23 protein-coding genes and 1 pseudogene are annotated in these 25,753 nt (G+C 66.8%); 14 read left to right on the forward strand and 10 right to left on the reverse strand.

Annotated elements, in window-relative coordinates; genetic code table 11:
* The first annotated feature begins 700 nt into the window (after nucleotides 1–700).
* From B446_RS36990 to B446_RS11710, 5 genes are all read left to right on the forward strand, one after another.
* On the forward strand, nucleotides 701–1,243 hold the full coding sequence (locus tag B446_RS36990; RefSeq protein ID WP_158506750.1) for a DUF4145 domain-containing protein: 543 nt from the start codon (nucleotides 701–703) through the stop codon (nucleotides 1,241–1,243).
* A gap of 111 nt (nucleotides 1,244–1,354) precedes the next feature.
* Nucleotides 1,355–2,203: an SLATT domain-containing protein gene (locus tag B446_RS38745; protein WP_123060268.1), complete on the forward strand. Its 849-nt coding sequence runs from the start codon at nucleotides 1,355–1,357 to the stop codon at nucleotides 2,201–2,203.
* Nucleotides 2,204–2,257: 54 nt separating this feature from the next.
* Nucleotides 2,258–3,424: a DUF5677 domain-containing protein gene (locus B446_RS38970; RefSeq protein WP_234967480.1), complete on the forward strand. Its 1,167-nt coding sequence runs from the start codon at nucleotides 2,258–2,260 to the stop codon at nucleotides 3,422–3,424.
* Between the two features lie 429 nt (nucleotides 3,425–3,853).
* The gene (locus B446_RS11705; RefSeq protein WP_020939647.1) at nucleotides 3,854–4,315 is read left to right on the forward strand and encodes a GntR family transcriptional regulator; all 462 of its coding nucleotides are present in this window, start codon (nucleotides 3,854–3,856) and stop codon (nucleotides 4,313–4,315) included.
* Nucleotide 4,316: 1 nt separating this feature from the next.
* Nucleotides 4,317–4,883 carry an HD domain-containing protein gene (locus tag B446_RS11710; protein ID WP_020939648.1) on the forward strand — a complete coding sequence of 189 codons (567 nt, stop codon included), beginning with the start codon at nucleotides 4,317–4,319 and terminating at the stop codon, nucleotides 4,881–4,883.
* Here B446_RS11710 and B446_RS11715 read toward each other — a convergent pair.
* Complete coding sequence (locus B446_RS11715) at nucleotides 4,871–5,344, reverse strand: NUDIX domain-containing protein (RefSeq protein ID WP_020939649.1); 474 nt, start codon at nucleotides 5,342–5,344, stop codon at nucleotides 4,871–4,873. The two genes, B446_RS11710 and B446_RS11715, sit on opposite strands and share 13 nt — an antisense overlap.
* Entirely contained in the window at nucleotides 5,331–6,116 is a 786-nt protein-coding gene (locus B446_RS11720) for a helix-turn-helix domain-containing protein (RefSeq protein ID WP_043478063.1), read from the reverse strand. The genes B446_RS11715 and B446_RS11720 overlap by 14 nt, the downstream gene beginning before the upstream one ends.
* 204 nt (nucleotides 6,117–6,320) lie before the next feature.
* Between B446_RS11720 and B446_RS11725 the strand changes: the two are divergent.
* Together B446_RS11725 and B446_RS38975 are read left to right on the forward strand one after the other, a co-directional pair.
* Nucleotides 6,321–6,848, forward strand: a pseudogene (locus B446_RS11725) (tyrosine-type recombinase/integrase); the annotation flags it as partial.
* A gap of 187 nt (nucleotides 6,849–7,035) precedes the next feature.
* Nucleotides 7,036–8,676 carry a hypothetical protein gene (locus B446_RS38975; RefSeq protein WP_148305732.1) on the forward strand — a complete coding sequence of 547 codons (1,641 nt, stop codon included), beginning with the start codon at nucleotides 7,036–7,038 and terminating at the stop codon, nucleotides 8,674–8,676.
* Between the two features lie 284 nt (nucleotides 8,677–8,960).
* Here B446_RS38975 and glnA read toward each other — a convergent pair whose 3' ends face one another.
* Nucleotides 8,961–10,322, reverse strand: a complete 1,362-nt coding sequence (glnA, locus tag B446_RS11730; RefSeq protein WP_020939652.1) for a type I glutamate--ammonia ligase — start codon at nucleotides 10,320–10,322, stop codon at nucleotides 8,961–8,963.
* Between the two features lie 341 nt (nucleotides 10,323–10,663).
* On the opposite strand from glnA, the gene B446_RS11735 reads away from it, so the two are divergent.
* Complete coding sequence (locus B446_RS11735; RefSeq protein WP_020939653.1) at nucleotides 10,664–11,848, forward strand: globin domain-containing protein; 1,185 nt, start codon at nucleotides 10,664–10,666, stop codon at nucleotides 11,846–11,848.
* 59 nt (nucleotides 11,849–11,907) lie between these two features.
* On the opposite strand, the gene B446_RS11740 is transcribed toward B446_RS11735, so the two are convergent.
* The gene (locus B446_RS11740; protein ID WP_020939654.1) at nucleotides 11,908–12,357 is read right to left on the reverse strand and encodes an RrF2 family transcriptional regulator; all 450 of its coding nucleotides are present in this window, start codon (nucleotides 12,355–12,357) and stop codon (nucleotides 11,908–11,910) included.
* 137 nt (nucleotides 12,358–12,494) lie between these two features.
* Here B446_RS11740 and B446_RS11745 point away from each other — a divergent pair, with 137 nt between their 5' ends.
* The 4 genes from B446_RS11745 to B446_RS11760 all read left to right on the forward strand — a co-directional run bounded on the left by B446_RS11745 (nucleotide 12,495) and on the right by B446_RS11760 (nucleotide 18,120).
* Nucleotides 12,495–13,178: a DUF3105 domain-containing protein gene (locus B446_RS11745; RefSeq protein ID WP_020939655.1), complete on the forward strand. Its 684-nt coding sequence runs from the start codon at nucleotides 12,495–12,497 to the stop codon at nucleotides 13,176–13,178.
* The gene (locus tag B446_RS11750) at nucleotides 13,175–13,804 is read left to right on the forward strand and encodes a DUF305 domain-containing protein (protein WP_020939656.1); all 630 of its coding nucleotides are present in this window, start codon (nucleotides 13,175–13,177) and stop codon (nucleotides 13,802–13,804) included. The genes B446_RS11745 and B446_RS11750 overlap by 4 nt, the downstream gene beginning before the upstream one ends.
* A 224-nt stretch (nucleotides 13,805–14,028) precedes the next feature.
* On the forward strand, nucleotides 14,029–15,972 hold the full coding sequence (locus tag B446_RS11755) for a S53 family peptidase (protein WP_020939657.1): 1,944 nt from the start codon (nucleotides 14,029–14,031) through the stop codon (nucleotides 15,970–15,972).
* A 99-nt stretch (nucleotides 15,973–16,071) separates the two neighbouring features.
* Complete coding sequence (locus tag B446_RS11760; RefSeq protein WP_234967481.1) at nucleotides 16,072–18,120, forward strand: NAD(+) synthase; 2,049 nt, start codon at nucleotides 16,072–16,074, stop codon at nucleotides 18,118–18,120.
* Here B446_RS11760 and B446_RS11765 read toward each other — a convergent pair.
* Nucleotides 18,110–18,310, reverse strand: coding sequence for a DUF397 domain-containing protein (locus tag B446_RS11765; RefSeq protein ID WP_020939659.1), 201 nt, complete (start codon nucleotides 18,308–18,310; stop codon nucleotides 18,110–18,112). The two genes, B446_RS11760 and B446_RS11765, sit on opposite strands and share 11 nt — an antisense overlap.
* Nucleotides 18,282–19,145 (reverse strand): helix-turn-helix domain-containing protein, encoded by an 864-nt coding sequence (locus B446_RS11770; RefSeq protein ID WP_193384449.1) that lies wholly within the window; start codon nucleotides 19,143–19,145, stop codon nucleotides 18,282–18,284. The genes B446_RS11765 and B446_RS11770 overlap by 29 nt, the downstream gene beginning before the upstream one ends.
* A gap of 133 nt (nucleotides 19,146–19,278) precedes the next feature.
* Here B446_RS11770 and B446_RS11775 point away from each other — a divergent pair, with 133 nt between their 5' ends.
* Both B446_RS11775 and B446_RS11780 read left to right on the forward strand, forming a co-directional pair.
* A complete protein-coding gene (locus B446_RS11775) occupies nucleotides 19,279–19,713 on the forward strand; it encodes an ATP-binding protein (RefSeq protein ID WP_020939661.1) in 435 nt (144 codons plus the stop codon).
* Between the two features lie 9 nt (nucleotides 19,714–19,722).
* On the forward strand, nucleotides 19,723–20,727 hold the full coding sequence (locus B446_RS11780; RefSeq protein WP_020939662.1) for a DUF6215 domain-containing protein: 1,005 nt from the start codon (nucleotides 19,723–19,725) through the stop codon (nucleotides 20,725–20,727).
* A 36-nt stretch (nucleotides 20,728–20,763) separates the two neighbouring features.
* On the opposite strand, the gene B446_RS11785 is transcribed toward B446_RS11780, so the two are convergent.
* From B446_RS11785 to B446_RS11800, 4 genes are all read right to left on the reverse strand, one after another.
* Nucleotides 20,764–21,978: an MFS transporter gene (locus B446_RS11785; RefSeq protein WP_020939663.1), complete on the reverse strand. Its 1,215-nt coding sequence runs from the start codon at nucleotides 21,976–21,978 to the stop codon at nucleotides 20,764–20,766.
* 91 nt (nucleotides 21,979–22,069) lie between these two features.
* On the reverse strand, nucleotides 22,070–23,119 hold the full coding sequence (locus tag B446_RS11790; RefSeq protein ID WP_020939664.1) for an endonuclease/exonuclease/phosphatase family protein: 1,050 nt from the start codon (nucleotides 23,117–23,119) through the stop codon (nucleotides 22,070–22,072).
* A gap of 189 nt (nucleotides 23,120–23,308) precedes the next feature.
* Nucleotides 23,309–23,938, reverse strand: a complete 630-nt coding sequence (locus tag B446_RS11795; protein ID WP_078614688.1) for a TetR/AcrR family transcriptional regulator — start codon at nucleotides 23,936–23,938, stop codon at nucleotides 23,309–23,311.
* Between the two features lie 75 nt (nucleotides 23,939–24,013).
* Nucleotides 24,014–25,600, reverse strand: a complete 1,587-nt coding sequence (locus B446_RS11800) for an MFS transporter (RefSeq protein WP_193384450.1) — start codon at nucleotides 25,598–25,600, stop codon at nucleotides 24,014–24,016.
* Nucleotides 25,601–25,753 lie beyond the last annotated feature (153 nt).

Genomic DNA, 25,753 nt, shown 5'->3' on the forward strand with positions numbered 1-25,753 from the left:
GACGGCCCAGCCCATCGCGTACGGCAGATTTGCAGTCGCCCGAAGAACACTCCTTCTGAACGGCACTGACCTGTGCAGATGAGTGAGTCGAGAGGAGGCTCGACCGCAGCGTACGGGCTAGGAGACCGCTCCGACGCCAGGGGAACCTCCGGCTTCGAGTGGCAGGGCCGCAGGTCAGAGTGTCGTGAACGCGCCCCAGCGCTGTACGAGAAATGGCCCGCCTACAACCCAGGCACGTCTCGTCCGGGCACCCAAGGTCTGAGCGTCGCCCCCATGCAGCGGTCCAAAGACAGCCGCCCTCACTGCCGACAGCACCCGCGGACTGCGCCCCAACCGACAGCTGGCCCCATCCCAGGTGACGACCTCGTAGAGTCCATGCCACTGAATACGTGCAAACCTATCGCGGGCCTCGGCTACTCGCTGGCAAGCTGCTGCCATGGCAAACCACCTCATCAGGGATCTGCGCACCATCGCTAAGGGACTACCCGAGGATCCAGCGCAATGGCCGCACATCCCATGCCCTACTTGCCACAGAGGCGGGTTGACTCCCATTGCCGAATCTCTCGTCTTGGAGGAATCGGAGACGAGTAAATCTTGGCGACAGCACGACGATTGGGAACCGGACTGGATCAGCGGAGGTTTCCACTGTCTACTGCGCTGCCGTATCAAAGATTGCGACGTGACAAGAGTTGTAGGGCGAATGGATCTCACTCCTGATTACGACGAATTCGGTCGTTGGTACGGGCAATACAAAAAGCGTCTCACACCAGAAATCTTCTCACCGCCATTGCCTTTGATCGAAAGTCGAGACGTCTGTACCGAAAAGGTAGGGGAGCGGATTGACGCCGCAGCCAAGGTGATATGGATAGACCCCAGTTCCGCCGCAAACCGCCTACGCTCAGCCGCCGAAGCGCTAATGGATGACCAAGGGATACCTCGAAAGGGCATCGATACCAGGGGAAGTAGTCGCCCTATCTCGTTGCATGAGCGTATCAATAACTGGAAGGCTGTTAAACCGGACTACACGGAGCCAGCCGAGCTCCTGCTGGCAGTTAAGTGGATCGGCAACGTAGGCAGCCATGACGACCGGCTACGCTTGGCAGACGTACTGGACGGCGTGGAAATCTTGGACCATCTCCTTACTTTCGTGTATGACACGACGAAGGATGAAATCAAAAAGCGGGCAGCCGAGATCACAGCACGAAAGGGAATACCAGCCAACAGGGTCCATCGCGGGAACTGATGGATTGTACCTCAAAAGCACCCCTAACTTTCCTACCGGCACCCGAAACGCCCTTGCACGAGCCAGCAAAAGTTCCCCATTAGGCCCCTATTTTGAAGCTTCGGATCGGTGATGACAGAGCCAGCCAACGCACCCATTGATGCCGAAACTACTGACGTACTCATCCAGCATCGCCGCAACATTGCCGATCTTAAGCAGCGCATCAGGAATCGCCATTTACAGGTTCTGGGGCTTTACGGAACCCCAATTGTCATCCTCGTCGCGCTCACCACGTGGGTAGGCTTGAAAATTTCCTTTTGGTTGCACTCGAATACCCCAGACGCAATCGACAACATAACCAGCATTGCCGTTCTGCTATCAGCGATATCTTTCATCGTTCAGGCTGTCGCAGAATTCAGCAACGACCTCAATGTCTGGAGGGACCGCAAAACCCCAGTCAAGAAACTCAGGCTTGAACTCTCACTAGCTGAAGAGCGTCATGTCCTGGAAGCCAGGCGACGCACCCCTCCCCCGATTGATCGGCAGGCGACCTACAGGGAGCGACTTCCAGGTGAGATAGCTCGGCTACGCCAGGAGTCACGGTATTACCGACGCATACACCTCTTCATGCAGTGGATGCTATTCATTAGTTCAGCGGCTATTTCTGCCGTGACCGCTTGGTATGATCCGCCGCAGCCAGCAAAGGGAGCGCTCATCTGCCTGGGCTTTGCAGTTACAGTGATCACCGCTGCAGCAGGCTACTTCAAGCCCCGCGAAAGAGCTTTCAACCTCCAACTCACGGCCGACAGCATAGAGCAGAACGCCACGGCTCTAGAGCTTGGAATTCCGCCGTACGATGCCGTCGAAGAGAAGCGAAATCTAGCTCTCTTTGCCACCACGGTCGAGGACCTGCGAGCAGAACAACGCATGCGAGAACAACAACTCGATCAGCCTCAGCAGGGCCAGCAGCAAGTAATTTGAAGTCCACCACGCCGTTCCCGTTGCATGTCCGAACCTTTATGAGCCGGTGGAATCATGGAAATATTCAGTCGGATCGATCTATCCGTCCCTCCTGCGCGGCGTGCTGGACTGGGCATCGGAGATGAGGCAAGAGTAAATCTTACGAATGCGCTGCGACCCTTGGACCTCGTGATCGAGGAAGTCCAGCGAACTCTTCTATACGTCTCTCGCAGCTATTGGCCGAGAATTGACGATCGAGCACGGACTTCGATTTTCAATCACGCTATCAATGACTTCAATTCACTGATTGATCAGTTGCGGGAGGGAGATGGGCGGAACTGTGCCAGAACTTCCCGCTCCCTGTACGAGCACCTCGTAAACTACTGTTGGGTGGCCGCTTACGAAGAAGCCAAAGAGCGATATGTTGCACACGAGTCGATAACACTCGACCTGCTTGCGAAAATGCGGCGCGGTGTGATGCTTCTGAGCAACGTTCAGCGAAAACGGGAGTTGCATCGCCTCAATAAAATGGAGCGCAGCAGCAGGTCAAAAGTGCAAGCCGCTTGCAAGCAGTACGGGCCATCATTTACGCGTGATTGGGCGGCGGTTAGTATTCGTGAGCGGGCTGAAATCTGTGGATTTGGCTCCTCTTACGATACATACAGGCTGCTGTCTCAGGTGACACATGGAAGCTTCGGCGGAACCCTGGGCACCCGGAGAGAGGGGCAAGGGCTGCCTATTCACCGTGTAGGGCCCTCCCTTGAGTTGGCCGTGCTCGCATATCCCGAAGGGTTGTCATTTTTTCGGGACTTGTGTCGCCGGATTGAGGTTCTTGACGGGGTTGACGCGCACGAGTTGATTGACTCCATCAATCGTCTCATTCAGGCGTGGCCCATTTACAAGAACGCCTGTGAATGGCTTGATAAGCAACTTTGGCCGGATCGTCCGCCCATGCGGCCAACCGCTATCTTGGCTCTGTACCCAGGTGGCGGGGCGCGGTGGTTCCTCTGGGAACCAGAGTTTTCGGTCGTTGCGCCAGCCCCTCCACCTCAGGATGCAAAAGCCCATGAAGCTGGAGCGAGAAGGCATCTGGGAACAAGCGTCCCTGACTACTTCAAGGTGAACCTTGACGGTAAACCCGTCACCGTTGCGGTACATGGTGTGCCGCTTACAGTGAGCTCAAAAAGTAGATGGTATCCCGCAGAGTCAATACTGCAAGAGCCTGAGCGGGCGCAGGATTAGGCTGCGGTGCAGCACAGCAGGCGTATGGCCGGGCTCGGCAGCAACGAAGGGGGCGCCTTTTGCCGGCGACTGCGGGTGCTGAGTGAATCACTCCGGCATGCTCAGCGCCCGCCGCGTCGTTCCCAGGGCCGGGGGACGAAAAGTTCCCACGCCTGAAGGCTGATGGCGCCCTGAGGCTGACGAGTCGATCGCTTGGCTCGCGGGTGTTGACGGGTGCTTACAGTCCCGTTGCCCTCCACCGATGCCGCTCATCACCGCTTTGGCGCCAGTCCGTCTTCGAGACTAGACGGATGGAACAGCTAGTGCAGCTCCGCGCTTGTTGACCCGCCCCCTACCGACCGAAGGTGAGCTGCAGGACCCGGGCCTCTCTCCACAGCGGCGGGCAGTCATGGGAGCCTTGGGACGACGAAGGCGAACGAAGGAGAGCGAGTGTCGCAGCAGGCCAACCCTCGGGGAACCTTCCTGAAGATCGCCGACTTTGTGAAGAGGCAGATCGAGGATGAGCCTGACATGACGGAGCTTCCGTCTCTGGCTGAGGTCATGCGCGATCACAAGGTGTCGCGCGGGGTCGCTCTCCGCGCGTTCGGCGTTCTTCGGCAGGCGGGCTTGGCCGAACCGGTGCCGGGTGAGCGGTGGCGCGTCGTACGCACGGGTACCCAAGTCGATCGGCGCCCGCTCGACCAGCGCATCGCGGAGATCGTCGCGACTGACGGACTCGAAGTAGGGGAAGCCCTCCCGAGCGCTTCCGCGCTGGCCGAACGGTTCGGGGTGTCACGTCCCACCGTGACCAAGGCATTGGAGAAGTTGGACGCCGCCGGCGTGTTGGCGGGTGGAGGACAGGGCAAGGTGCGGACGGTACGCGCCGTGCCAGCGCGAGAGGAGCGTTCGTAGCTTGTCGACGTTGACGGGGTGGGCCTATCCCCTGGCTGAGTCCCTGCTTGCTGAACCGTTGCCGCGGCGCTGGAAGCACTGCCTTGGGGTGGCCGAGAGAGCACGTACGATCGCGCTTGTTCTCGACCAGGACGCAGACCTCTTGGAAGCTGCGGCGGTCCTCCATGACATCGGCTACGCGCCGGACTTGGCCAAGACAGGCTTTCACCCGCTGGACGGCGCACGCTACCTCCGGGACGTGGCCGGCGCCGACGAGCGAGTGACCAATCTGGTCGCTCACCACTCCTGTTCATGGCTTGAGGCAGAAGCACGTGGACTTCACGCGGAGCTAGTCGGGGATTTTCCCCGCGAGAGCGAGCACCTGAATGACGCCCTCTGCTACTGCGACATGAACACAACCCCGGACGGAACTCCGACCAACCCCATCGACCGGATCAACGAGATCACTGGACGTTATGGGCCTGACAGCCTGATCGGGCGGTTCATCCGCAGGGCGGAACCGGAGATTCTTGCGTGCTCGTGCCGCGTTCTCGAACGAGTCGCTGCCGCGAAGCGTCAGCCAATGTAGGGCGCAGTCCGCTCCCGATCCATAGCGTGCTCGATGCGGAGCCGCATCGTGGCGTGTACGTCCAGCGTCGTCAGGTCCGCCGGGTCGACCCAGCGGACCTGTGTCGTCTCGTTGCTCGTACGGAGTTCGCCACCAACCGGCCGCGCGCGGAAGCAGATGCTGAATTGCTGGCGCACCTCGCCGTCGTCGTACTGCATGACGTGTCCGGGGTCCGTGTAGAGCCCGGACACGTCGCTCACTTCCACCTTGATCCCAGTCTCTTCCCAAACCTCGCGCACGACCGTATCCCTGATGGACTCGCCCACGTCATGGCCGCCGCCGGGGAGTGCCCATCGCCCATTGTCAGACCGCTGGATCATTAGCACCTGGTCCGCATCGTTCTGGACGAACGCAACGACGGACGGCACGACCGAGTTGGCCGGCGGAGCATCGGGGTCGTGCAGGTAATCAATGCGTCCCATGGCTCGTGACTCCTGTGGTTGTGACTATGTCCCGCTCGGTGACCGGGCGGGCGTTCTGCCAGGTGTGCTCGATGCTCTCCGCGTACGTATCGAAGAGGCCCCCGCCCGGCAGACGGCGTAGGTGAAGGACGGGCGCCATGTAGGCACCGATGCCGTAGACGTGCGGATTCACTAGCATCTCGTCATCCGCGCGGTAGATGGAGTTGTAAAGCGTCGAGTCGTGCAGACGGAAGTCGATGTCCGGGTGGCTCCGCATGAGAGGGCGGTACAACATCAGGGCGTTGCGAATCTTTCCGTCCATGATCTGGTGACCCTCATCGATGCCACGCTGCCGGACGGCCGCGCAGCCAGGATCCCCCAACAGGATGCGTACCTGGGCGCCTGCTCCCACCTTCGCCTTCACGAGGTCGAGGAACAGCGGATCCTCCGAGAGGAACAGGCCCGAGTAGACCAGCACGTCGAGGTTTCGCTCAGCGCGGCCGTAAAGCTCTCGCCACAGGTCAGACGGCACCGTGTGCCGGTGTGGGTAGACGGCCGCAATCTCGGCTTTCGTCAGCTCCGTCGCGCTGTCGACGGTCCGGCCGTCGTCCCAGAGCGTCGTTACGTCGACCTTGAGCGCTGCCGCGGTGGCGTACTGGTGACGTCTGTACGGCACCTTCCCTTGAGTGATCCAGCGTTCGACCGTTTTCGGGTTGACCGCAATCGCCTCGGCGAGGCTCTGCACGGTCATGCCGCGGGCGAGGAGGGCCGACCGTAACCGCTCGTTCGACATGAGCACCCCCGTTGGGACGTCTAGGGACTTCTTGACCGCAGCTAGAAGTCTCGAAGCTGTCCACGTATGGGGTGACCAACTCCCCCGACCTGCGGCAATGCTGAATGTGCGCCAGGAAGTCCAGGCGCGAAAACCAAGAGGTTCCGACGACATGCTTGACGGACCCTCATGCAGTACCAGTAAAACAGGTACTGCGCGGTGACCAGGGACGGTCTCGTGTTCGCCCCGCCGAAGCGGGGCAAGGTCCGCGACGTACCCCTGCCGGACCGCGTGGCACGCGTTCTTAAGCGGCACATGGAAGCGTTCCCACCGGTAGAGATCACCTTGCCATGGCTCCGGCCGGATGGTCCGCTCATCACGAAGCGGCTTTTGTTCACCCGCTTAGACGGCGCGGGCGCAGTCCGACGGAGCGACTTCAACGACCGCACGTGGAAGCCTGCTCTCGTCGCTGCGGGAGTTATCCCGGCCCCAAAGCCGGGCGAGCGCCACCACGCCGCGCGGGACCAAGGCATGCACGCCCTGAGACACTTCTATGCTTCTCTCCTGCTGGACGCAGGCGAGAACATCAAGGCGCTTAGTCACTACCTCGGACACGACGATCCGGGGTTCACTCTTCGGGTGTACACGCATCTAATGCCGCGCAGTGACGCACGGGCACGGAAGGCCGTGGACAGCCTGTACGAGGGTGCCGCTCCTGCACTGTTCGGTTCGCGGATGCTTTCAGGGGATTGAGAGGCGACGGGCCGGCCGACGGTGTACTGGTCGGCCCGAAGTAGGTACCTCGTGCCCCGACAAGGCACGCTCGAATCGCCGCTGAGCGACGCCGAGGCCTCCGGTGACGTGCTCGCGTGTCTCCGCCTGCCACTCCGTCGGCCGATTATCAGGTGCCAGCACGCCCGACACCCCACACACTGAATACATGACCTGGATAAGAAGGGCGCTAGCAACAGTGCCCGTAATTACACTGCTCGGTACCGCCGCCCAATTTGCATGGCTCGGCTCTCAAGATGTCAATGGCGCACTAACCTACACCGGCCGATTGAGGGGTACTTTTCTCATACTGGCAGTGGCGGCAATACTGACGGCACTCGCCGCATATATCCGGCACCTTATCACCCCCGGCAACCTCACGGGGTTCGCATGCAAAATAGTTTTCGTGACAATCGCCCTATCTCTGGCCGTGAATGTCACACTGCTCGTCTTGAAGGTTGCGAGTCGGAGTCACACCCCTCATCTTTCGTTTTGGCTAACCCTCGCCATCCTTTCGTTCACAAGCCTCATTTATCTATGGCCCCGAAGGATTGTAATTACAGTACTCATAATTACCCTGCTCGCTACCGCTGCCGAATTCGCATGGCTAGGCTCCGAGGATGTCAATGGCGCACTAACCTATGCTGGCCGCCTAAACGGAATTCTTCTGCTGATGGCAGTGGTGGTGGCAATTACTGCACTCGCCGCGTACATTGAGCACCTTTTCGTCCACAACACGCTCAAGGGGTTCGCGTGCGCGGTAGTTGTCGTGGGAATCAGCCTATCCCTGGCCGTGAATGTCACGCTGCTCATCTTGCAGGCCGAAACCTGGAGTTACACCCCCTATCTTTGGATTTGGGTCTTCCTATTCCTCTCATCGCTTACGATGCTCATTTGCCTCTATCTACAACACCGGAAACGACAAGTCGAGATCCCGAGACCCAAAGCGTTCGCTGTTGGAGCGGTCGTAACCATACTCATCGCGGCCGCCAACTTCGGTTACGCGGAAGTCTATCAGCCATACAGCACGCCAGCGTCGATCTCCGCCTCAGTTGAAATAGGCCACGCTAAGGTTATCAACGGCAAGGTGACACTACCAATCCATTTGAAAGCAAAGAACACGGGGAGCGTCAGCGTTTATACGCTCGGCTCCCTCTTTCAGGTTACAGCCAGAGGCCCAATCTATTCCAAGCACCCCCTTAGCAAAGGAGACCGGCTACGAGATATTAACGATGGTCAACCAGTTCTGTACGCATACGAGGACGAGAGAGGGAAAAGCTATGACCTCCTGGCGCAGGGCCGGTTTGTTCGGCAAGGCTTGAAACTGGACCCTGGCACAGAAATCGTGACAGATAGCATCGTTCAATTTCCGTCAAAAAAGTCCTACGAGGTGATTGACGCCTCTGCCGACATGGTCTACATACGAGCAGACAGAGTTGTGCTAGTCAGCGATCTCTACCGGCAATCAGGGCGTAGTTCATGGCACAAGGATGGTAGCCACGCCGAAAAAGTAGAAGCGCCGAAGTGGGTCGCTGAGAACAATGAAACCTTCAAGTTCCAATCGCGCATCGTCCACAGTGACGCATTTCTTGAGTACACGCGAAGCGCCAGGTATGTCACCCTATGGTGGGTTCTCGAAGAACCAACAAGGTCATGGAATGGGCCATTTCTCGTACCTAAGATCAGCCCCTTTGAACAAGTCAACAGCGAGCCTGATCCTGCCGAAGCTCAGCGTCTAACCGATGAATACGGCCTCGGCCAGTCATCGAGCGGTCGCGCGCAAAAAACCATGGAACAACTCATCAATTGACCGAGCGCCAAAACTCGCGGAAGCGCACCGGGTAGACGCGCGCTGGTCACGTTGACGAGTCGCGCTACCGCTGGCTGGCGTCGACGGCAGATGAGGGTCACTAGCTGCCGTTGATCATCGAGCGCTAGGCATCCAGCTCTGCAGAGGGTTGCCACCCGGCAGGCCGGAGGAACGTGCAGGACGGCCCACAGACGGCCCATGGGCACTGAGACGCTGTGGGGCCGGCGGTCCACGACCGTCGGCCCCAAGGTCTGGTTTCGGTGGCAAACCGCCCCGACCTGCGACTACAGCACCGGCAAGTTCTTCCGCAGCTCGAAGGCCGTGACCTCGCTGCGGTACTCCTCCCACTCAGACTTCTTGTTGCGGAGGAAGAAGTCGAAGACGTGTTCGCCCAGGGTCTCGGCGAGGAGGTCGCTGTTCTCCATGAGGGTCAGGGCCTCGCCGAGGTTCTGCGGGAGGGGCTCGATGCCCATCGCGCGGCGTTCGGCGTTGGAGAGGGCCCAGACGTCGTCCTCGGCGCCCGGCGGGAGCTCGTAGCCCTCCTCGATGCCCTTGAGGCCGGCGGCCAGGAGGACGGCGTACGCCAGGTACGGGTTGGCGCCGGTGTCCAGGGAGCGGACCTCCACGCGCGCGGAGCCGGTCTTGCCGGGCTTGTACATGGGGACGCGGACGAGGGCGCTGCGGTTGTTGTGGCCCCAGCAGATGTACGAGGGCGCCTCGCCGCCGGCGCCCGCGGTGCGCTCGGAGCCGCCCCAGATGCGCTTGTACGAGTTCACCCACTGGTTGGTGACCGCGGAGATCTCCGCCGCGTGCTTGAGCAGGCCCGCGATGAAGGAGCGGCCGACCTTGGAGAGCTGGTACTCGGCGCCGGACTCGTAGAACGCGTTGCGGTCGCCCTCGAAGAGGGAGAGGTGGGTGTGCATGCCCGAGCCGGGGTGCTCGGAGAACGGCTTCGGCATGAAGGTCGCGTGGACCCCCTGCTCCAGCGCCACCTGCTTCATGACCAGGCGGAACGTCATGATGTTGTCGGCGGTCGAGAGGGCGTCGGCGTAGCGCAGGTCGATCTCCTGCTGACCGGGGGCGCCCTCGTGGTGGGAGAACTCGACCGAGATGCCCATCGACTCCAGCATGGTGATCGCCTGGCGGCGGAAGTCCATGCCGACGTTGGTCGGGGTGTGGTCGAAGTAGCCCGAGTTGTCCGCCGGGATGGGGCGGGAGCCGTCGAGGGGGCGGTCCTTCAGCAGGAAGAACTCGATCTCCGGGTGGGTGTAGAAGGTGAAGCCCAGGTCGGAGGTGCGGGCGAGGGCGCGCTTGAGGACGTAGCGCGGGTCGGCGAAGGACGGGGAGCCGTCCGGCATGAGGATGTCGCAGAACATGCGGGCGGTGCCGGGGGTCTCCGCGCGCCAGGGCAGGACCTGGAAGGTGGACGGGTCCGGCTTGGCGATCATGTCGGACTCGTAGACGCGGGCGAAGCCCTCGATGGCGGAGCCGTCGAAGCCGATGCCCTCGTCGAAGGCCTGCTCCAGCTCGGCGGGGGCCACGGCCACGGACTTCAGGAAGCCCAGCACGTCGGTGAACCACAGGCGCACGAACCGGATGTCGCGCTCCTCCAACGTCCGGAGCACGAACTCCTGCTGCTTGTCCATCTTCCGCTTCCCCATCCTTGCTGGTCAGGCCGCCTTCGCCCGCGTGGCGCGGAACCGGGCGGTCGGGCACCCGAGCATCACACCACAACACCGTTTCACGCGCGTTGCGGCCCTTGATCGCCCGGGCGTCCCCGACCTGAACGCCTCTCGTACGGCAGGTGTACTGCTCTGTCGCCCATCTTGCCTGCTGGCGGCGACATCCGTAATGGCCGCAGGGCCTCGGGAGTGCTCCGCGAGTGCTCCGGGAGTGGCGGACGACACGTCCTTTTAATTTGTATCTCAGATGCAAGTTTCAATACCGTTTCGATCAGTTGAGCGATCGAACCCTCCCAGGAGTCCTCATGCTGTCCGAGCAGTCAGCAGCCACCGTCCGCGCCACCCTGCCCGTCGTCGGCGCGGCGATCGGCGAGATCACCGAGCGCTTCTACGCCCGGCTCTTCGAGGCCCACCCCGCGCTGCTGCGCGACCTGTTCAACCGCGGCAACCAGGCCACCGGCACCCAGAAGCAGGCCCTCGCCGGCTCCATCGCGGCCTTCGCCACCCACCTGGTGGACAACCCCGAGCAGCGCCCCGACCTGATGCTGGAGCGCATCGCCCACAAGCACGCCTCGCTGGGCATCACACCGGAGCAGTACCCCCTCGTCCACGAACACCTGTTCGCCGCCATCGCCGAGATCCTCGGTGACGCGGTCACCGCCGAGGTGGCCGCCGCCTGGACCGAGGTCTACTGGCTGATGGCCAACGCCCTCATCGCCATCGAGAAGCGGCTGTACGCGCAGAGCGAGCAGCAGGGCTGGCGGGAGTGGAAGGTGGTCGAGCGGATCGACGAGACCGCCGACGTGGCCACCTTCAGGCTCCGCCCGGTGGACGAGGGCCCGGTGGCCGGCTACCGCGCGGGCCAGTACGTCTCGGTCGGCGTCACGCTTCCGGACGGGGCCCGGCAGATCCGCCAGTACAGCCTGACCGCGGCCCCCGGCTCGCCGGAGCGGCGGTTCGCCGTCAAGCGGGTGACCGGCGCGGGCGCGGGCCCGGACGGCGAGGTCTCCGGCCATCTGCACGCCCACGTCCGCGAGGGTGACGTCCTGCGGCTCTCCGCCCCCTACGGCGACCTGGTCCTGGAGGACACCGAGGCTCCGCTGCTGCTCGCCTCCGCGGGCATCGGCGTCACCCCGATGATCGCCATGCTGGAGCAGCTCGCCCTCACCGGCCACCGGGCCCCGGTGACCGTGGTGCACGCCGACCGCTCCCCCGCCGCGCACGCCCTGCGCGCCGCCCACGAGGCGTACGCGGCCAAGCTGCCCGAGGGCCGGTCGGTCTTCTTCTACGAGCGGGACGCCGAGGGCGCCGGGCGGACCGGCCTGGTCGACCTCGCCGGCGTCGACGTCCCGGCCGGCGCGCACGCCTACCTGTGCGGTCCGCTGCCCTTCATGCGCGCGGTGCGCACCCAGCTGATCGACAAGGGTGTGGCTCCCGCCGACATCCACTACGAGGTCTTCGGCCCGGACCTCTGGCTGGCCGAGGGCTGACCCCGGCACCGGCGAGCGAGCGGGCGCCCGGAGCCCTCGGGGAGGCCGGACAGTGGCCGCTACGCGGGCGCCTTCCCGAGCGTCAGCAGCAGCGGGCCCGTCGGCTCCACGACGATGTCCTGGACGGTCACCGGGTCCAGGGCCGCGTAGAACGCTTGCTGAGCCTGGCGCAGTGCGCCCCGCAGCCGGCAGCCCGCGCTGAGCGGGCAGGCCGTGGCGCCCTGTCCGGTGCCCTCGCAGTCCACGACGTCGCCCTCGCCCTCGAAGGCGCGCACCACGCCGCCCACGGACGCCGTGCGGCCCTTTTCGGTCAGGGTCAGGCCGCCGCCGCGGCCGCGGCGGGCGTCGACGAGACCCATGTGCTGGAGTTCGGCGACGACCTTGGCGGCGTGCGTGTAGGGCACGTCCATGTCCCCCGCGACCTGGCGGGTCGTGGGGCTGGTGCCGTCGACGACGGTGAGGCGCATCAGGATGCGCAGGGCCAGGTCGGTGGAGCGCAGCAGCCGCATACCGCGAGGGTAGGTAATAGGTATCCGCGGTTCAAATTATTCGGTGTTCCGTGCCCTCCCTGCGGAAGGCGCCCCCGGGCCCATTACGATCGGCACGCCCCTTCGTCCCCTTCCCTTTCGCCAGAAGGACACGCCTCATGGGTTCCGCCAAGAACAACAGCGCGGCCGCGCGCAAGGCCCGCGTCGACGAGATGCGGCGCGCCGAGCGCAGCCGGGAGCGCCGCAACCGGGTGCTCACCGTCGCCGCGAGCGTGGTGGTCGTCGCCGGTCTCGTCGTCGGCGGTGTGGTGCTGGTGAACTCGCAGTCGGGCAAGAAGGACTCGGCCGCGGGCAGCGACGGCAAGGGCGGCTCGTCCGGGGACTCCGGGCACTTCACCACCGGCTCGGACGGGGTGAGGACCTGGTCCGGGAAGCTGTCGCGGACGCACGTGACGACCAAGGTGTCGTACCCGATGCACCCGCCGGTCGGCGGCAACCACAACCCGGTCTGGCTGAACTGCAACGGTGACGTCTACCCCAAGCCGGTGCAGGACGAGAACGCCGTGCACGCGCTGGAGCACGGCGCGGTCTGGGTGACGTACACCGCGAAGGCACCGAAGGCGGACGTGGACGCGCTCGCGGCGAAGGTCAAGAAGACGCCGTACTCGCTGATGAGCCCGTACGAGAACCAGGCCGCCCCGCTGATCCTGTCGGCCTGGGGTCACCAGGTGAGCGTGAAGAGCGCGAGCGACCCGGAGGTGGACAAGTTCTTCGCCACCTACGTGCAGGGCAAGCAGACGCCCGAGCCGGGCGCCTCGTGCACGGGCGGGATGATGAAGTGAGGCGGCAGCACATCGGCTGGGTGGCCGGCGCCGCCGCCGCGGTGCTGGTCGCCGCCGGCGCGATCACGTACGCGGTCGCCGAGGACGGCGGCTCGGGCGCGCGAACGCCGGGCGCGGAGTCCGCCGACGCCGGGTTCGCGCGGGACATGGCGGTGCACCACCAGCAGGCCGTCGAGATGTCGTACATCGTGCGCGACCGCACGAAGAACGTGGAGGTACGGCGGCTCGCCTACGACATCGCGCAGACGCAGGCCAACCAGCGCGGGATGCTGCTGGGCTGGCTGGACCTGTGGGAGCTGCCGAAGGTGTCGGCCGAGCCGCCGATGACCTGGATGGGCATGGGCGGCATGGCCTCCGGCAAGGACGGCGCGCTGATGCCGGGCATGGCGACCAACACCGACCTGAAGAGGCTTCAGACCCTCAGCGGCAAGAAGGCCGAGGTCTTCTACCTCCAGCTCATGACGGCCCATCACAAGGGCGGTATCCACATGGCCGAGGGCTGCGTCGCCAAGTGCACGGTGGGCGTGGAGAAGCGGCTCGCGCAGGGCATGGTCGACGCGCAGCAGTCGGAGATCCAGCTGATGGCCGACATGCTCAAGGAGCGGGGCGCACAACCCCGTTCGTGACCACCCGCACGTAACCACGCCGCACGGACGAAAAGCCCAATTCGTCACATCTGACGGTTCCTTGGGTTTCTCTTGACCCTTGCGTTCCCCTGGCATGAACGGTTCATCGCAAGAGTGGCCCCCATCGTGTGATCCATTCGCAGGCCTACGCCGCCGCGGGCCGGTGCGCGGATCCACGACGTACCAGCCACTACATGCATGCGAATCGCATCGCAGGGGGTTCTATGAGATCCAACCGCGCCACCGTGCGCGCCGGCGTGAGCATGGCAGCGGCGCTGCCCATGATCGCCGGAGCGCTGGCGCTCGGCATACCCGCGGCGCACGCCGCGGACACCCCGGCCCGTGACGCGCTGGCGGGCACCAAGCCCGCGTGGGCCACGGCCAAGGCGGACAAGGGTGCCACTGCCGACAGCGCGCGCGTCAACGCCCGGGTCTACCTGGCCGGCCGGGACAGGGCCGGACTCGCCGCCTACGCCAAGGCCGTGTCCGACCCCAGCTCGCCGCTGTACGGGAAGTACCTGAGCGCCAAGAAGGCGCAGGCCCGCTTCGGGGCCACCAAGGCGCAGGTCTCCGCGGTCAAGTCCTGGCTGAAGTCGGCCGGACTGCAGATCACCGGGGTCACCTCGCACTACGTCGCCGTCTCCGGTGACGTCGCCGCCGTCGAGAAGGCGTTCGGCACCCAGATGCACAACTTCGCCAAGGGCGCGAAGACCTACCGCGCCCCGGCGAAGACCGCCTCGGTGCCGGCCGGTCTGCAGGGCGCCGTCCTGACCGTCACCGGCCTGGACAGCGCGCCGCACAAGTCGACCCACGACGACCAGCTCCCGCCCCCGGACGCCGTGTTCAAGAACTCCGGGCCGTTCTCCTCGTACTACGGCTCGAAGATCGCGACCACGCTGCCGGACGCGTACGGCCAGAAGATCCCGTACGCGATCAAGGGCTACACCGGCAAGCAGCTGCGCGCCGCCTACGGCGCGGGCACCTACACCGGCAAGCACGTCCGCGTCGCGATCACCGACGCGTACGCCTCGCCGACCATCGCCTTCGACGCCGGCAAGTACGCGGTGAAGAACGGTGACGCGGCCTGGACGACCGGCCAGCTGCACCAGGCGCTGCCGAAGAACTACACGAAGACCGAGGAGTGCGGCGCGGCCGGCTGGTACGGCGAGGAGACCCTCGACGTCGAGGCCGTGCACGCCGTCGCACCGAGCGCCGACGTCACCTACGTGGGCGCCGCGTCCTGCTACGACGACGACCTGCTCGACTCGCTCAGCAAGGTCGTCGACCAGCACCTGGCCGACATCGTCTCCAACTCGTGGGGCGACGTCGAGGCCAACCAGACGCCGGACCTCGCGGCCGCCTACGACCAGGTCTTCCAGCTCGGCGCTGTCCAGGGCATCGGCTTCTACTTCTCCTCCGGTGACAACGGCGACGAGGTCGCCCACACCAAGACGAAGCAGGTCGACACCCCGGCCAACTCGGCGTGGGTGACCGCGGTCGGCGGCACCTCGCTGGCCGTCGGCAAGGGCGACAAGTACCAGTGGGAGACCGGCTGGGGCACCGAGAAGGCGACCCTGTCGGCCGACGGCAAGAGCTGGACGAACTTCCCCGGCGCGTACACCTCGGGCGCGGGCGGTGGCACCAGCAAGACGGTGCCGCAGCCGTACTACCAGAAGAACGTCGTCCCGAAGGCGCTGGCCACGGCCAACAACGCCGCCGGCAACCGCGTCGTCCCGGACATCGCGGCCATCGCCGACCCGAACACCGGCTTCCTGGTCGGCCAGACCCAGACCTTCCCCGACGGCACCGAGCAGTACAGCGAGTACCGCATCGGCGGCACCTCGCTGGCCGCCCCGGTGATCGCGGCGGTCCAGGCCCTGGCCCAGGAGGCGGGCGGCGGCAAGGCGATCGGCTTCGCCAACCCGTCGATCTACGCCCAGTACGGCAAGAAGGGCGTCTTCCACGACGTCACGGACAAGCCGACCGGCACCGACCTGGCCGTGGCCCGGATCGACTTCGTGAACGGCTTCGACGCCGCCGGTGGGCTCGCGACCTCGGTCCGCAGCCTCGGCAAGGACAGCTCGCTGTCCGCGGTGAAGGGCTACGATGACGTCACCGGCGTGGGTTCGCCCGCGGACGGCTACGTCCAGTCCTACCGCCGGCACTGATCCGCCGGACCGGTAGCCGACTGACCCGGTAGAGGGGGGCGTGGGGTGCTCAGCACCCCACGCCCCCTATCGCGTCTCTCTGACGATTACACTGGGCGCGTGCCTGCCTTGAACTTCTGGTCGATCTATCAGCATGGCTTCGCGCGCGTCGCCGCGTGCACGGGTCACACGGTCCTCGCGGACCCGCGCGGCAACGCCGAGGCGGTCCTGCGCCACGCCCGCCGGTGCGCCGGTGAAGGAGTGGCCGTCGCCGTCTTCCCGGAGATGGGACTGTGCGGCTACTCGATCGAGGACCTGCTGCTCCAGGACGCGCTGCTCGACGAGGTCGAGCAGGCGCTCCTCGACGTGGTGGCCGGCTCGGCCGACCTGCTGCCGGTCCTGGTCGTCGGGGCGCCGCTGCGCCACCGCAACCGGGTCTACAACTGCGCGGTGGTCGTGCACCGCGGCCGGGTACTCGGCGTCGTGCCCAAGTCGTACCCGCCGAACTACCGCGAGTTCTACGAGCGCCGGCAGATCGGCGACGGCGCCGACGAGCGCGGCGGGTCGATCCGGCTCGGCGGCGAGTCCGTGCCGTTCGGCGTGGACCTGCTGTTCGCGGCCGAGGACGTGCGCGGGCTCGTGCTGCACGCGGAGATCTGCGAGGACATGTGGGTGCCGGTGCCGCCCAGCGCCGAGGCCGCCCTCGCCGGCGCGACCGTCCTGGTCAACCTCTCGGGCAGCCCCATCACCGTCGGGCGCGCCGAGGACCGCAAGCTGCTGTGCCGCTCGGCGTCCTCCCGCTGCCTGGCCGCGTACGTCTACGCGGCGGCCGGCCTCGGCGAGTCGACCACCGACCTGTCCTGGGACGGCCAGGCCATGGTCTACGAGAACGGCGTGCTGCTCGCCGAGACCGAGCGCTTCCCGCTCGGCGACGAGTACGCGGTGGCCGACGTCGACCTCGACCTGCTGCGCCAGGAGCGGCAGCGGATGGGCACGTTCGACGACAACCGCCGTACGCACGACGCCCGGACCCGTGACTTCCGCACCGTCTCCTTCGAGCTCGACCCGCCGCTCACCGACCTGGGGCTGCGCCGCCGCCTGGAGCGCTTCCCCTTCGTGCCGGCCGACGCCGACCGGCTCGCCCAGGACTGCTACGAGGCGTACAACATCCAGGTGGCGGGCCTCCAGCAGCGTCTGGCGGCCATCGGCGGACCCAAGGTGGTCATCGGCGTCTCCGGCGGCCTGGACTCCACCCACGCGCTGATCGTCGCCGCCCGCGCGATGGACCGCGCGGGCCGGCCGCGCAGCGACATCCTCGCCTGGACCCTGCCCGGCTTCGCCACCAGCGACCACACCAAGGACAACGCGCACAAGCTGATGCGCTCCCTCGGCGTCACCGCGGCCGAGCTGGACATCACGCCGACGGCACGGCTGATGCTGAAGGAGATGGACCACCCCTTCGCCGCCGGCGAGCCGGTGTACGACGTCACCTTCGAGAACGTGCAGGCGGGTCTGCGCACCGACTACCTGTTCCGGCTGGCCAACCAGCGCGGCGGCATCGTGCTCGGCACCGGCGACCTCTCCGAGCTGGCGCTCGGCTGGTCCACGTACGGCGTCGGCGACCAGATGAGCCACTACAACGTCAACTCGGGCGTGCCGAAGACGCTGATGCAGCACCTGATCCGCTGGGTCATCAGCAGCGGCCAGTTCGACGAGGAGACCGGCCGGACGCTCGCCGCGATCCTCGACACGGAGATCAGCCCCGAGCTGGTCCCGGGCGAGGAGATGCAGTCGACGGAGTCGAAGATCGGCCCGTACGCGCTGCACGACTTCACGCTCTTCCACGTGCTGCGCTACGGCCTGCGGCCCTCGAAGATCGCCTTCCTGGCCTGGCACGCCTGGCACGACGCCGAGGCCGGCGACTGGCCGCCGAACTTCCCCGAGGCCAAGCGGATGGCGTACGACCTGCCGGACATCCGGAAATGGCTCGAGGTCTTCTGCCGCCGCTTCTTCGCCTTCGCGCAGTTCAAGCGCTCGGCCATGCCGAACGGGCCGAAGGTCTCGGCGGGCGGCTCCCTCTCCCCGCGCGGCGACTGGCGCGCCCCGTCCGACGGCAACGCCCGGGCCTGGCTGCGCGACCTGGCCCGGTTCGACGCGCCTACGACCTGAGGGCGTCCACGAAGGGGGCCCAGGCGGCGGCACCGATCAGCAGGACGTCCCCGTCCGGGACCTTGGAGTCCCGGACGGGGACGAGGCCGGGGAAGTTGGCGGCAACTTCGAGGCAGTCGCCTCCGGTTGCGTTGCTGTAGCTGCTCTTGAGCCAGAGCGCTTCACTCAAGTCGATCCGGTCCCTTGCCATTTCGATAGTCCCCTGCCGCTTTCCTGATCATGGCCAGGGACGTCTCCGGTGACAGCGCGACGGCCCTGAGGCGATCGTACGACTTGCGGTAGTCCCCTACGAGAGCTGGATCATCGATGGTGTCACCGCTGTGCAACGCCTCCGTGTAGAACAGCGGCGGGGCATCAGCGAAGGTCATGATCTTCGCTGAACCGGTCATGAACGGATGCGCCACGCACTTCCGCAGGAGTACCTGCGAAGTGATCCGGCGCCGATCCGCCAGCTCCACGATCCGATCCAGTTGCTCGGCCATGTCTTCGGGCTCCAGCAGCGGATCAGTGATCAGCGACTCATGCAGGATCACCCAGTATTCGGGAATCTGGTGATCCACGTCGAAGAGGTCGGCGCGCGCCATTCGGGCGTTGACCTTGTCTTCCACCTCGGTATCGGGGGACAGCGGGAGGCCCGCCAGAATGACGGCCCTGGCGTACGCCGGAGTCTGCAGCAGCCCGGGCAGGACAGTGGGGCACCACTCTTCGATGGTCCTGGCGTGCTTCTCCGCCTCCAGGACCTTTTCGAAGTACTCGGCGTGGCCCGCGCGCCGCGCCCTGCGCACATCCTCGCAGTGACGCTCGAAGTAGCCGTCGGTGCCCAGGATCCGGTCCACGTGCCGGGCCAGGTCCATCGGCATGCGCCGCTTGCCGTGCTCGATGTCGCTGAGGTGGGACTTGCCGTAGAAGCTGCCCTCGACCAGCCGTTCCAGCGAGAGACCCGCGGCCTCCCGCTGCCACCTCAACTCCTTGCCGTAGAAGTCGGGGACGCTGATCGAACCGTCGATGTCCTTGCGTCGGACCACGTGCTCACCGCCGTAACTCACCGTGCCGTTTCCGCCGCTCGCGTCGCGGACGCGAGGCGGCTTCCACGGTAGCGAGCGGGGCGACACTCTGTGAGGTGTTCGTAACCCACCGCACAGAAGGCCACGGCCCCCCATGCCCGACCACTCCCCCACGGCGCCCTTCGAGCTCGCGCTGCTCGCCACCCCCGAGGCGGTACCCGAACTGCGCCGCCGCCTGGGCGCGTTCGACTTCGACGTCCAGCTGTGCGTGACCGAGTTACTCACCAACGTCCTGGACCACCTCGGCGCGGGCACGCCGGTGACGGTACGGGTCACCGGCACGCCGTACGGCCGCACCCGCGTCGAGGTCACCGACCCGGACGCCCGCGCCCTCCCCGTCCTGCTGGCGGCCGCCGACACCGCCGAGTCGGGCCGGGGCCTGGCCCTGATCGACGCACTCGCCCGGCGGTGGGGCGTGGACCAGGGGCCGGACCACAAGACGGTGTGGTGCGAACTACCCGGCCAGGAAGTCATGAACATGCCCGGAACTGTGGCCTCCACCACGGCGGAAGCGGTCCCGACCTGGTGAGATCGCCGGGTGCTCGGTCTAATCCTCCGCTTCCTGCCCTTCTGGGTCCGCGAACCTCTCTACATCGTGATCGGGTCCGTCTTCGGCGTGCGCATCATGTACCTCGCCGTCCACGACCACGACTGGAAGGCGGCCGGGATCGGCACGGTGTTCCTCGTGTTCACCGCGATACGGGTCCACACGGTGGTCAAGGCGCTCCGCGCACGCCGGAACCCGGGCCCGGCCCCGACGCCGGCAGCCGCTCCGGCTCCGGCTCCGCCCGTCGCCGGGCCGCCGTCCTCCCCTGCCGCACCGGAGAAGGACCACAACGCATGGGGCCAGGCCCTCGCGGCCTTCGGCGTGTTCGGGGCGCTCGCGGCGGCGATCTGGCTGGGCCCCCACATGCTCCCGTCCGACGACAACACGACGCACCCCGCCTCGTGTGCGGACTCGAAGGACTCGGAGCACGACAAGCTGCCGAAGGCGTACGCGAGGACGCCCGGGGCCGTGACCGGTGACGAACTGTGCGAGGCGCTGAACCGCCCGGACCTCGCCCGGCTCCTCGGAACGCCCGGGGAGACCGCGACCACGGCTTCCGGCGACAACGGCACCGCCGCCCTGACCGACGGGAAGGTCGCCGAGCCGGACGCGCAGGTCTCGTTCGACACGTACAGCGTGAAGCTGTCGGCCACGTACAACCACCTGTCGACCGCCCAGTACGTGCGGCTGTTCGACATCGCGGGTGACAGGGCCGAGAAGGACGTCAGGACCGTCAAGGTCCTCGGCAGGCCCGCGTTCTTCTCCTCGGACCCCACCATGAAGATCGAGATCAACTTCGGCGAGGAGCACAAGAGCGCGCCGGTCCAGCAGGGCCCTCTGGCCAGGACGCTGTCCATCGCCCTCGACCGCAAGGACCGGGGCGGCTCCTACGACCTCACCGTCTGGAGCCAGTCCGGCGCCCTCCCGCCCGACACCGCCCTCGTCGACATCGCCGAGAAGGTCCTCCCGAGGGTCCTCGAACGGAGCGCCGGCTGAGCCGTTCCGCCCGGCCGGCGCGCCCAGGCCCCCGACTCAGTGGTGCAGCACGCCCGCCTGGTCCGGTACGTGGGTGGCGACCACGCGCCCCTCGTGGGCGACCTCGTGACGGCGGTCCACCGCCCAGGCCACCCCCGCCACCCCCAGCCCCAGTACCGCCAGCCCCGCCCCCGCCGGCGCGGGCGACGTCGGTCCGAAGCCCGCTGCCAGGGCGAGGCCGCCGATCCAGGCTCCGCCGGCGTTCGCCAGGTTGAAGGCCGCCTGGTTGGCCGAGGAGGCGAGGGAGGGGGCCGTGGCGGCCTTCTCCATGACCATGAGCTGGAGCGGGGAGCCGGTGACGAACGCCGCCATGCCGAGGAGGGCGACGGACAGGGCCGCGCTCCACTCCGCCCGCATGAGGACCGGGAACAGCAGCAGCACCAGCGCCAGGGAGACGAGGCCGCCGAACAGGGTGCCGCGCAGGGAGTGGTCCGCGAGGCGGCCGCCGAGGAGGTTGCCGGCCGTCGCGCCGACGCCGAACAGGGCGAGGAGCAGCGTCACGTTGCCCTCCGCGAAGCCCGCCGCTTCCGTGAGCATCGGGGTGATGTAGCTGTACGCGGCGAAGAGCGCGCCGAAGCCGGCCACCGTGGTGCCCAGGGCCAGCCACACCGGCACCGACCGCAGCGCCGCCAGTTCGCCGCGCAGACCGGTGGTGGGTGCGGCGGCGCGGTCGTGCGGGATCAGCAGGGCGAGGGACGCGATCGCGGCCAGGCCGATCGCGCTCACGCCGAGGAAGGTGGCCCGCCAGCCCAGGTGCTGGCCCATCAGCGTGGCGACGGGGACGCCCGCGATGTTGGCGACGGTCAGGCCGAGGAACATCAGGGACACCGAGCGCGCCTTGCGCTCCGGCGCGACCATGCCGGTGGCCACGACCGCGCCCACGCCGAAGAACGCGCCGTGCGGCAGCCCGCTGAGGAAGCGGGCTGCCAGCAGGGAGTCGTAGCCCGGGGCGAACGCGGAGAGCGCGTTGCCCGCGACGAACAGGGCCATCAGCCCGATGAGGACGTGGCGGCGCGAGAGGCGCGCGGTGAGCGCCGCCAGCAGCGGGGCGCCGATGACGACGCCCAGCGCGTAGGCCGAGACGAGGTGTCCCGCGGTGGGGATGGCGAGGTGCAGGTCGTCCGCGACGTCGGGGAGCAGTCCCATCATCACGAACTCGGTGGTACCGATGCCGAAGGCGCCGACGGCCAGGGCGAGCAGGGCCAGGGGCATGGGGTGCCTGTGCCTTTCGAGGAGAGCGGAGTTCCGTCCAGTGTATGTTCACTGGCGGAACAAAGTCTCCCCGGCTCGGTATTCCGGCGGGTTACGAGGACGTGTCGAGCTGCACACGCGCGGCCACCGGCAGGTGGTCGCTGCCCGTGCGCGGCAGCGTCCAGGAGCTCTCCGGCTCGACGCCCCGGACCATGATCTGGTCGATCCGCGCCATCGGGAAGGACGCCGGCCAGCTGAACCCGAAGCCGCTGCCCACGGCGCCCTGCGTGGAGCGCAGCTGGGAGGTCACACCGTTGAGCGAGCGGTCGTTCATCGTGCCGTTCAGGTCGCCGAGCAGCACCACCCGCTTCAGCGTCTCGTCGGCGATCGCCTCGCCGAGCGCGTCGGCGCTCTTGTCGCGCTGCCGGGCGGTGAACCCGGCCTCCATCTTCACGCGGACCGAGGGCATGTGGGCGACGTACACCGCGAGCGGGCCCTCGGGGGTGGCGACGGTCGCGCGCATGGCGCGCTTCCAGCCGAGCTTGATGTCGACCGCCTCGACGCCGCTCATCGGGTACTTGCTCCACAACCCGACCGTGCCGACGACCGCGTGGTACCGGTACGTCGACGCGAGCGTCCGCTCGTACACCGGGACGGCGGACGCGGGCAGTTCCTCCAGCGCCAGCAGCTGGGCCCCGGAGGAGGCCACGTCCCGGGCGGTCGTGGCCGGGTCGGGGTTGTCCGCGTTCACGTTGTGGGTGGCCACCATCAGGTCGCCGCCGGTGCCCTGCTTGTCGGTGAGCAGACCGCCGAAGAGGTTCAGCCACACGATGCCGGGGAGCAGGACCGCGATCAGCGCGGTCGCCGATTTGCGCAGCACGCCGAGGACCAGCAGCACCGGGATGGCCAGCCCCAGCCAGGGCAGGAACGTCTCGCTCAGACTGCCCAGGTTGCCCACCCGGTTGGGGATGTGCGAGTGCAGCAGCATCACCAGGGCGAGCAGCAGCGCGAGGACGGCGAGGACGGCTCCTCTGCGCCAGACGCGCGGATCGCCGCGCCAGCCGTGCAACAGGCGCCGCACCAGGCGTCGGAGCCGCGATCCCGGTCGCTCGGGCCCCGAGCCGCCGTGGTCCGTCTCCGTCACGTACGCCTGCCGCGCCATACCGTCTGCCTCACTGCCTGCCGTGCCCACCGTCGTTCCCCCCGCGCTCTTCCGACCCTAGGGGATGATCGGCTCCGATCCCGCCGTCCCGCGACGGCCGTACGGAAGACGAGGACGAACGGGGCGGCGCCGGGGGTTCCGGTTACCCCCGACACCGCCCGGATCTGTGACGAAACGCGCACATACGCGCTACGGGGCTGTCGAGCTGACGGGCCGTAGGCCGGCCAGGACCGTGTCGACGATCTCCTCCGCGAGGCCCTCGGGCAGCTCGGCGTCCGGGCGCATGACGGAGCGCACCAGCATGGGGCCGACGAACATGTCGTTGACCAGCTCCAGGTCGACGTCCGGCCGCAGTTCGCCGTCGCGCAGCCCCCGGCGCAGCACGTCCATGCCGATCGCGCGCCGGGGCGCTATGACGCTGGCGTGGTAGGCGGCCCAGATCCGGGGGCTGGACTTCATCTGGGCGTACACGTTGTGCAGGATCACCGAGGATCGGGTGGCGAGACCGCGCCGGCGCAGGCTCTCCAGCAGGACGACGAGGTCGTCGCGCATGGAGGTGCCCGGGAGTTCGGGGTCCGGGGGTTCGGCGGCGCGCACGACGTCGACGAACAGTTCCTCCTTGCCGCTCCAGCGGCGGTAGATGGTGGCCTTGCCGACGCCTGCCGTGCGGGCGACGCGCTCGATGGAGAGCTCGGCGAGGGGCACGCCCTCCTCCAGGAGCTGCATCACGCCCTCGATGATGGCTCGTTCCACGGCCTCACTGCGCGGTCGTCCCCGCGCGGGCCCGTCCGGCCGCGGCCGGCTTTCGGCAAGGCTCACTCGTCCGTCCTTTCGCTGCGCTGCGGGAATTGTCCCGCAGCCGCCTCCTTCCCCCGTGGAGTGGTGCCGGAGCGGTCAGTCCTTGACGGTGACCAGTTCGGCTTCCTTCTTGTCCGCCTGGCCGGCCGGCGGCCTGCCCGGCAGCCACAGGGCGGTGACCACGGCGCCGACGAGCGCGACGCCCGTGCCGCACAGGGCGGTGACGTGCATGGCGTGCAGGAAGGCGTCGTTGGCGGGCGTGATCAGGCCCTGGCCGCGCGCGCCGAGCTTCTCGGCGATGCCGAGGGTGGCCTCGATGGACTCGCCGGCGGTGTCGCGCAGGCCGGGCGGCAGCAGGCCGAGCCTGCCCTCGATGCCGTTGCGGTAGGCGGTGGAGAGCACCGAGCCGAGCACGGCGATGCCGAGGGCGCCGCCGACCTGGCGGAAGGTGTTGCTGAGCGCGGAGGCGGAACCGGCCTTCTCGCGGGGCAGGGCCTGCATGATGACGACGGAGGTCGGCGTCATGATGTGCGCCATGCCGGTGCCCATGAGGAAGAAGATGATCTCCAGCAGCCAGATCGGCGTGTCGGTCTCGAAGGTGGCGAAGGAGGCCAGCATCGCGGCGATCAGCACCAGGCCCGCCGTGGTGGTGGCCTTGTTGCCGAACCGCTCGACCACCAGCCGGGCCCGCGGCGCGAAGATCATCTGGGCGGCGGCCAGCGGCAGCATCAGCACGCCGGACTCCAGCGGCGAGTAGCCGCGCACGCTCTGGGTGTAGAAGACGGAGAAGAAGGTGACGCCCATGAGCGCGAAGAAGACCAGCGCGATGGCCGCCATGGCCGCCGAGAACACCTTGTTCTTGAAGTAGGTGACGTCGAGCGACGGGTGGTCGCTGCGCTTCTCGTGGATGACGAAGGCGGCGAGGACGGCGAGGCCGGCGATGATGGTCGCCAGCACCTTGGCGTCGGTGAAGTCGGCCAGTTCACCGCCCTTGATGATGCCGTAGACCAGCAGGACCAGGCCGACGACGGACAGCACCACGCCGACGGGGTCGAGCCGGCCCGGGTTCGGGTCGCGGGAGTCGGGCACCAGCCACACCATCAGGGCGAGCGCGACGATCACGATCGGCACGTTGATGAGGAAGACCGAGCCCCACCAGAAGTGGTCGAGCAGGGCGCCGCCGGTGATCGGGCCGATGGCGATGGCGAGGCCCACGCCGCCCGCCCAGATGCCGATGGCCTTGGGCTGCTCCTCGCGCTCGAAGACGTTCATCAGCACCGCGAGGGTGGCGGGCATCACGAAGGCGGCACCGAGGGCCATCAGGGCCCGGAAGGCGATGAGCTGGGCCGGGGTGCCGGACTCGGCGGCCAGGGCGGAGCCGAGGCCGAACACGACGAGACCGCCGAGCAGGACCTTCTTGCGGCCGAGGCGGTCGCCGATGAGTCCGGCGGTGAACAGCAGGCCGGCGAAGACGAGCGTGTAGGAGTTGATCGCCCACTCGATCTGGCTCTGGGTGGCGCCGAGGCCGGTGGGCGCCGGGGTGGAGATCGTCTTGATGGCGACGTTCAGGATCGAGTTGTCGAGCACCACGATGAGCAGGCTCAGCATCAGCACGCCGAGGATCGCCCAGCGGCGCCGGTGCACCGCTTCCGGTATCCGGGAGGCAGGGACGGAAGTTGTCATGCGTCCGAGCCTACGACCATTCCGATACGGAACCGTCTCGTATCTTAATTTCTTTACTCGTGCCTTACGCAACGGGGGTTTGGCCGGAGGCGGAAGGGATCACAGGGGGTCCCCCTGGCCCCGGACGGCACGAGGTGCCACCATGGAGGCGAT

Origin of the sequence: Streptomyces collinus Tu 365 (assembly GCF_000444875.1) — a bacterium.
In the GTDB taxonomy this organism is placed as follows: Bacteria; Actinomycetota; Actinomycetes; order Streptomycetales; family Streptomycetaceae; genus Streptomyces; species Streptomyces collinus_A.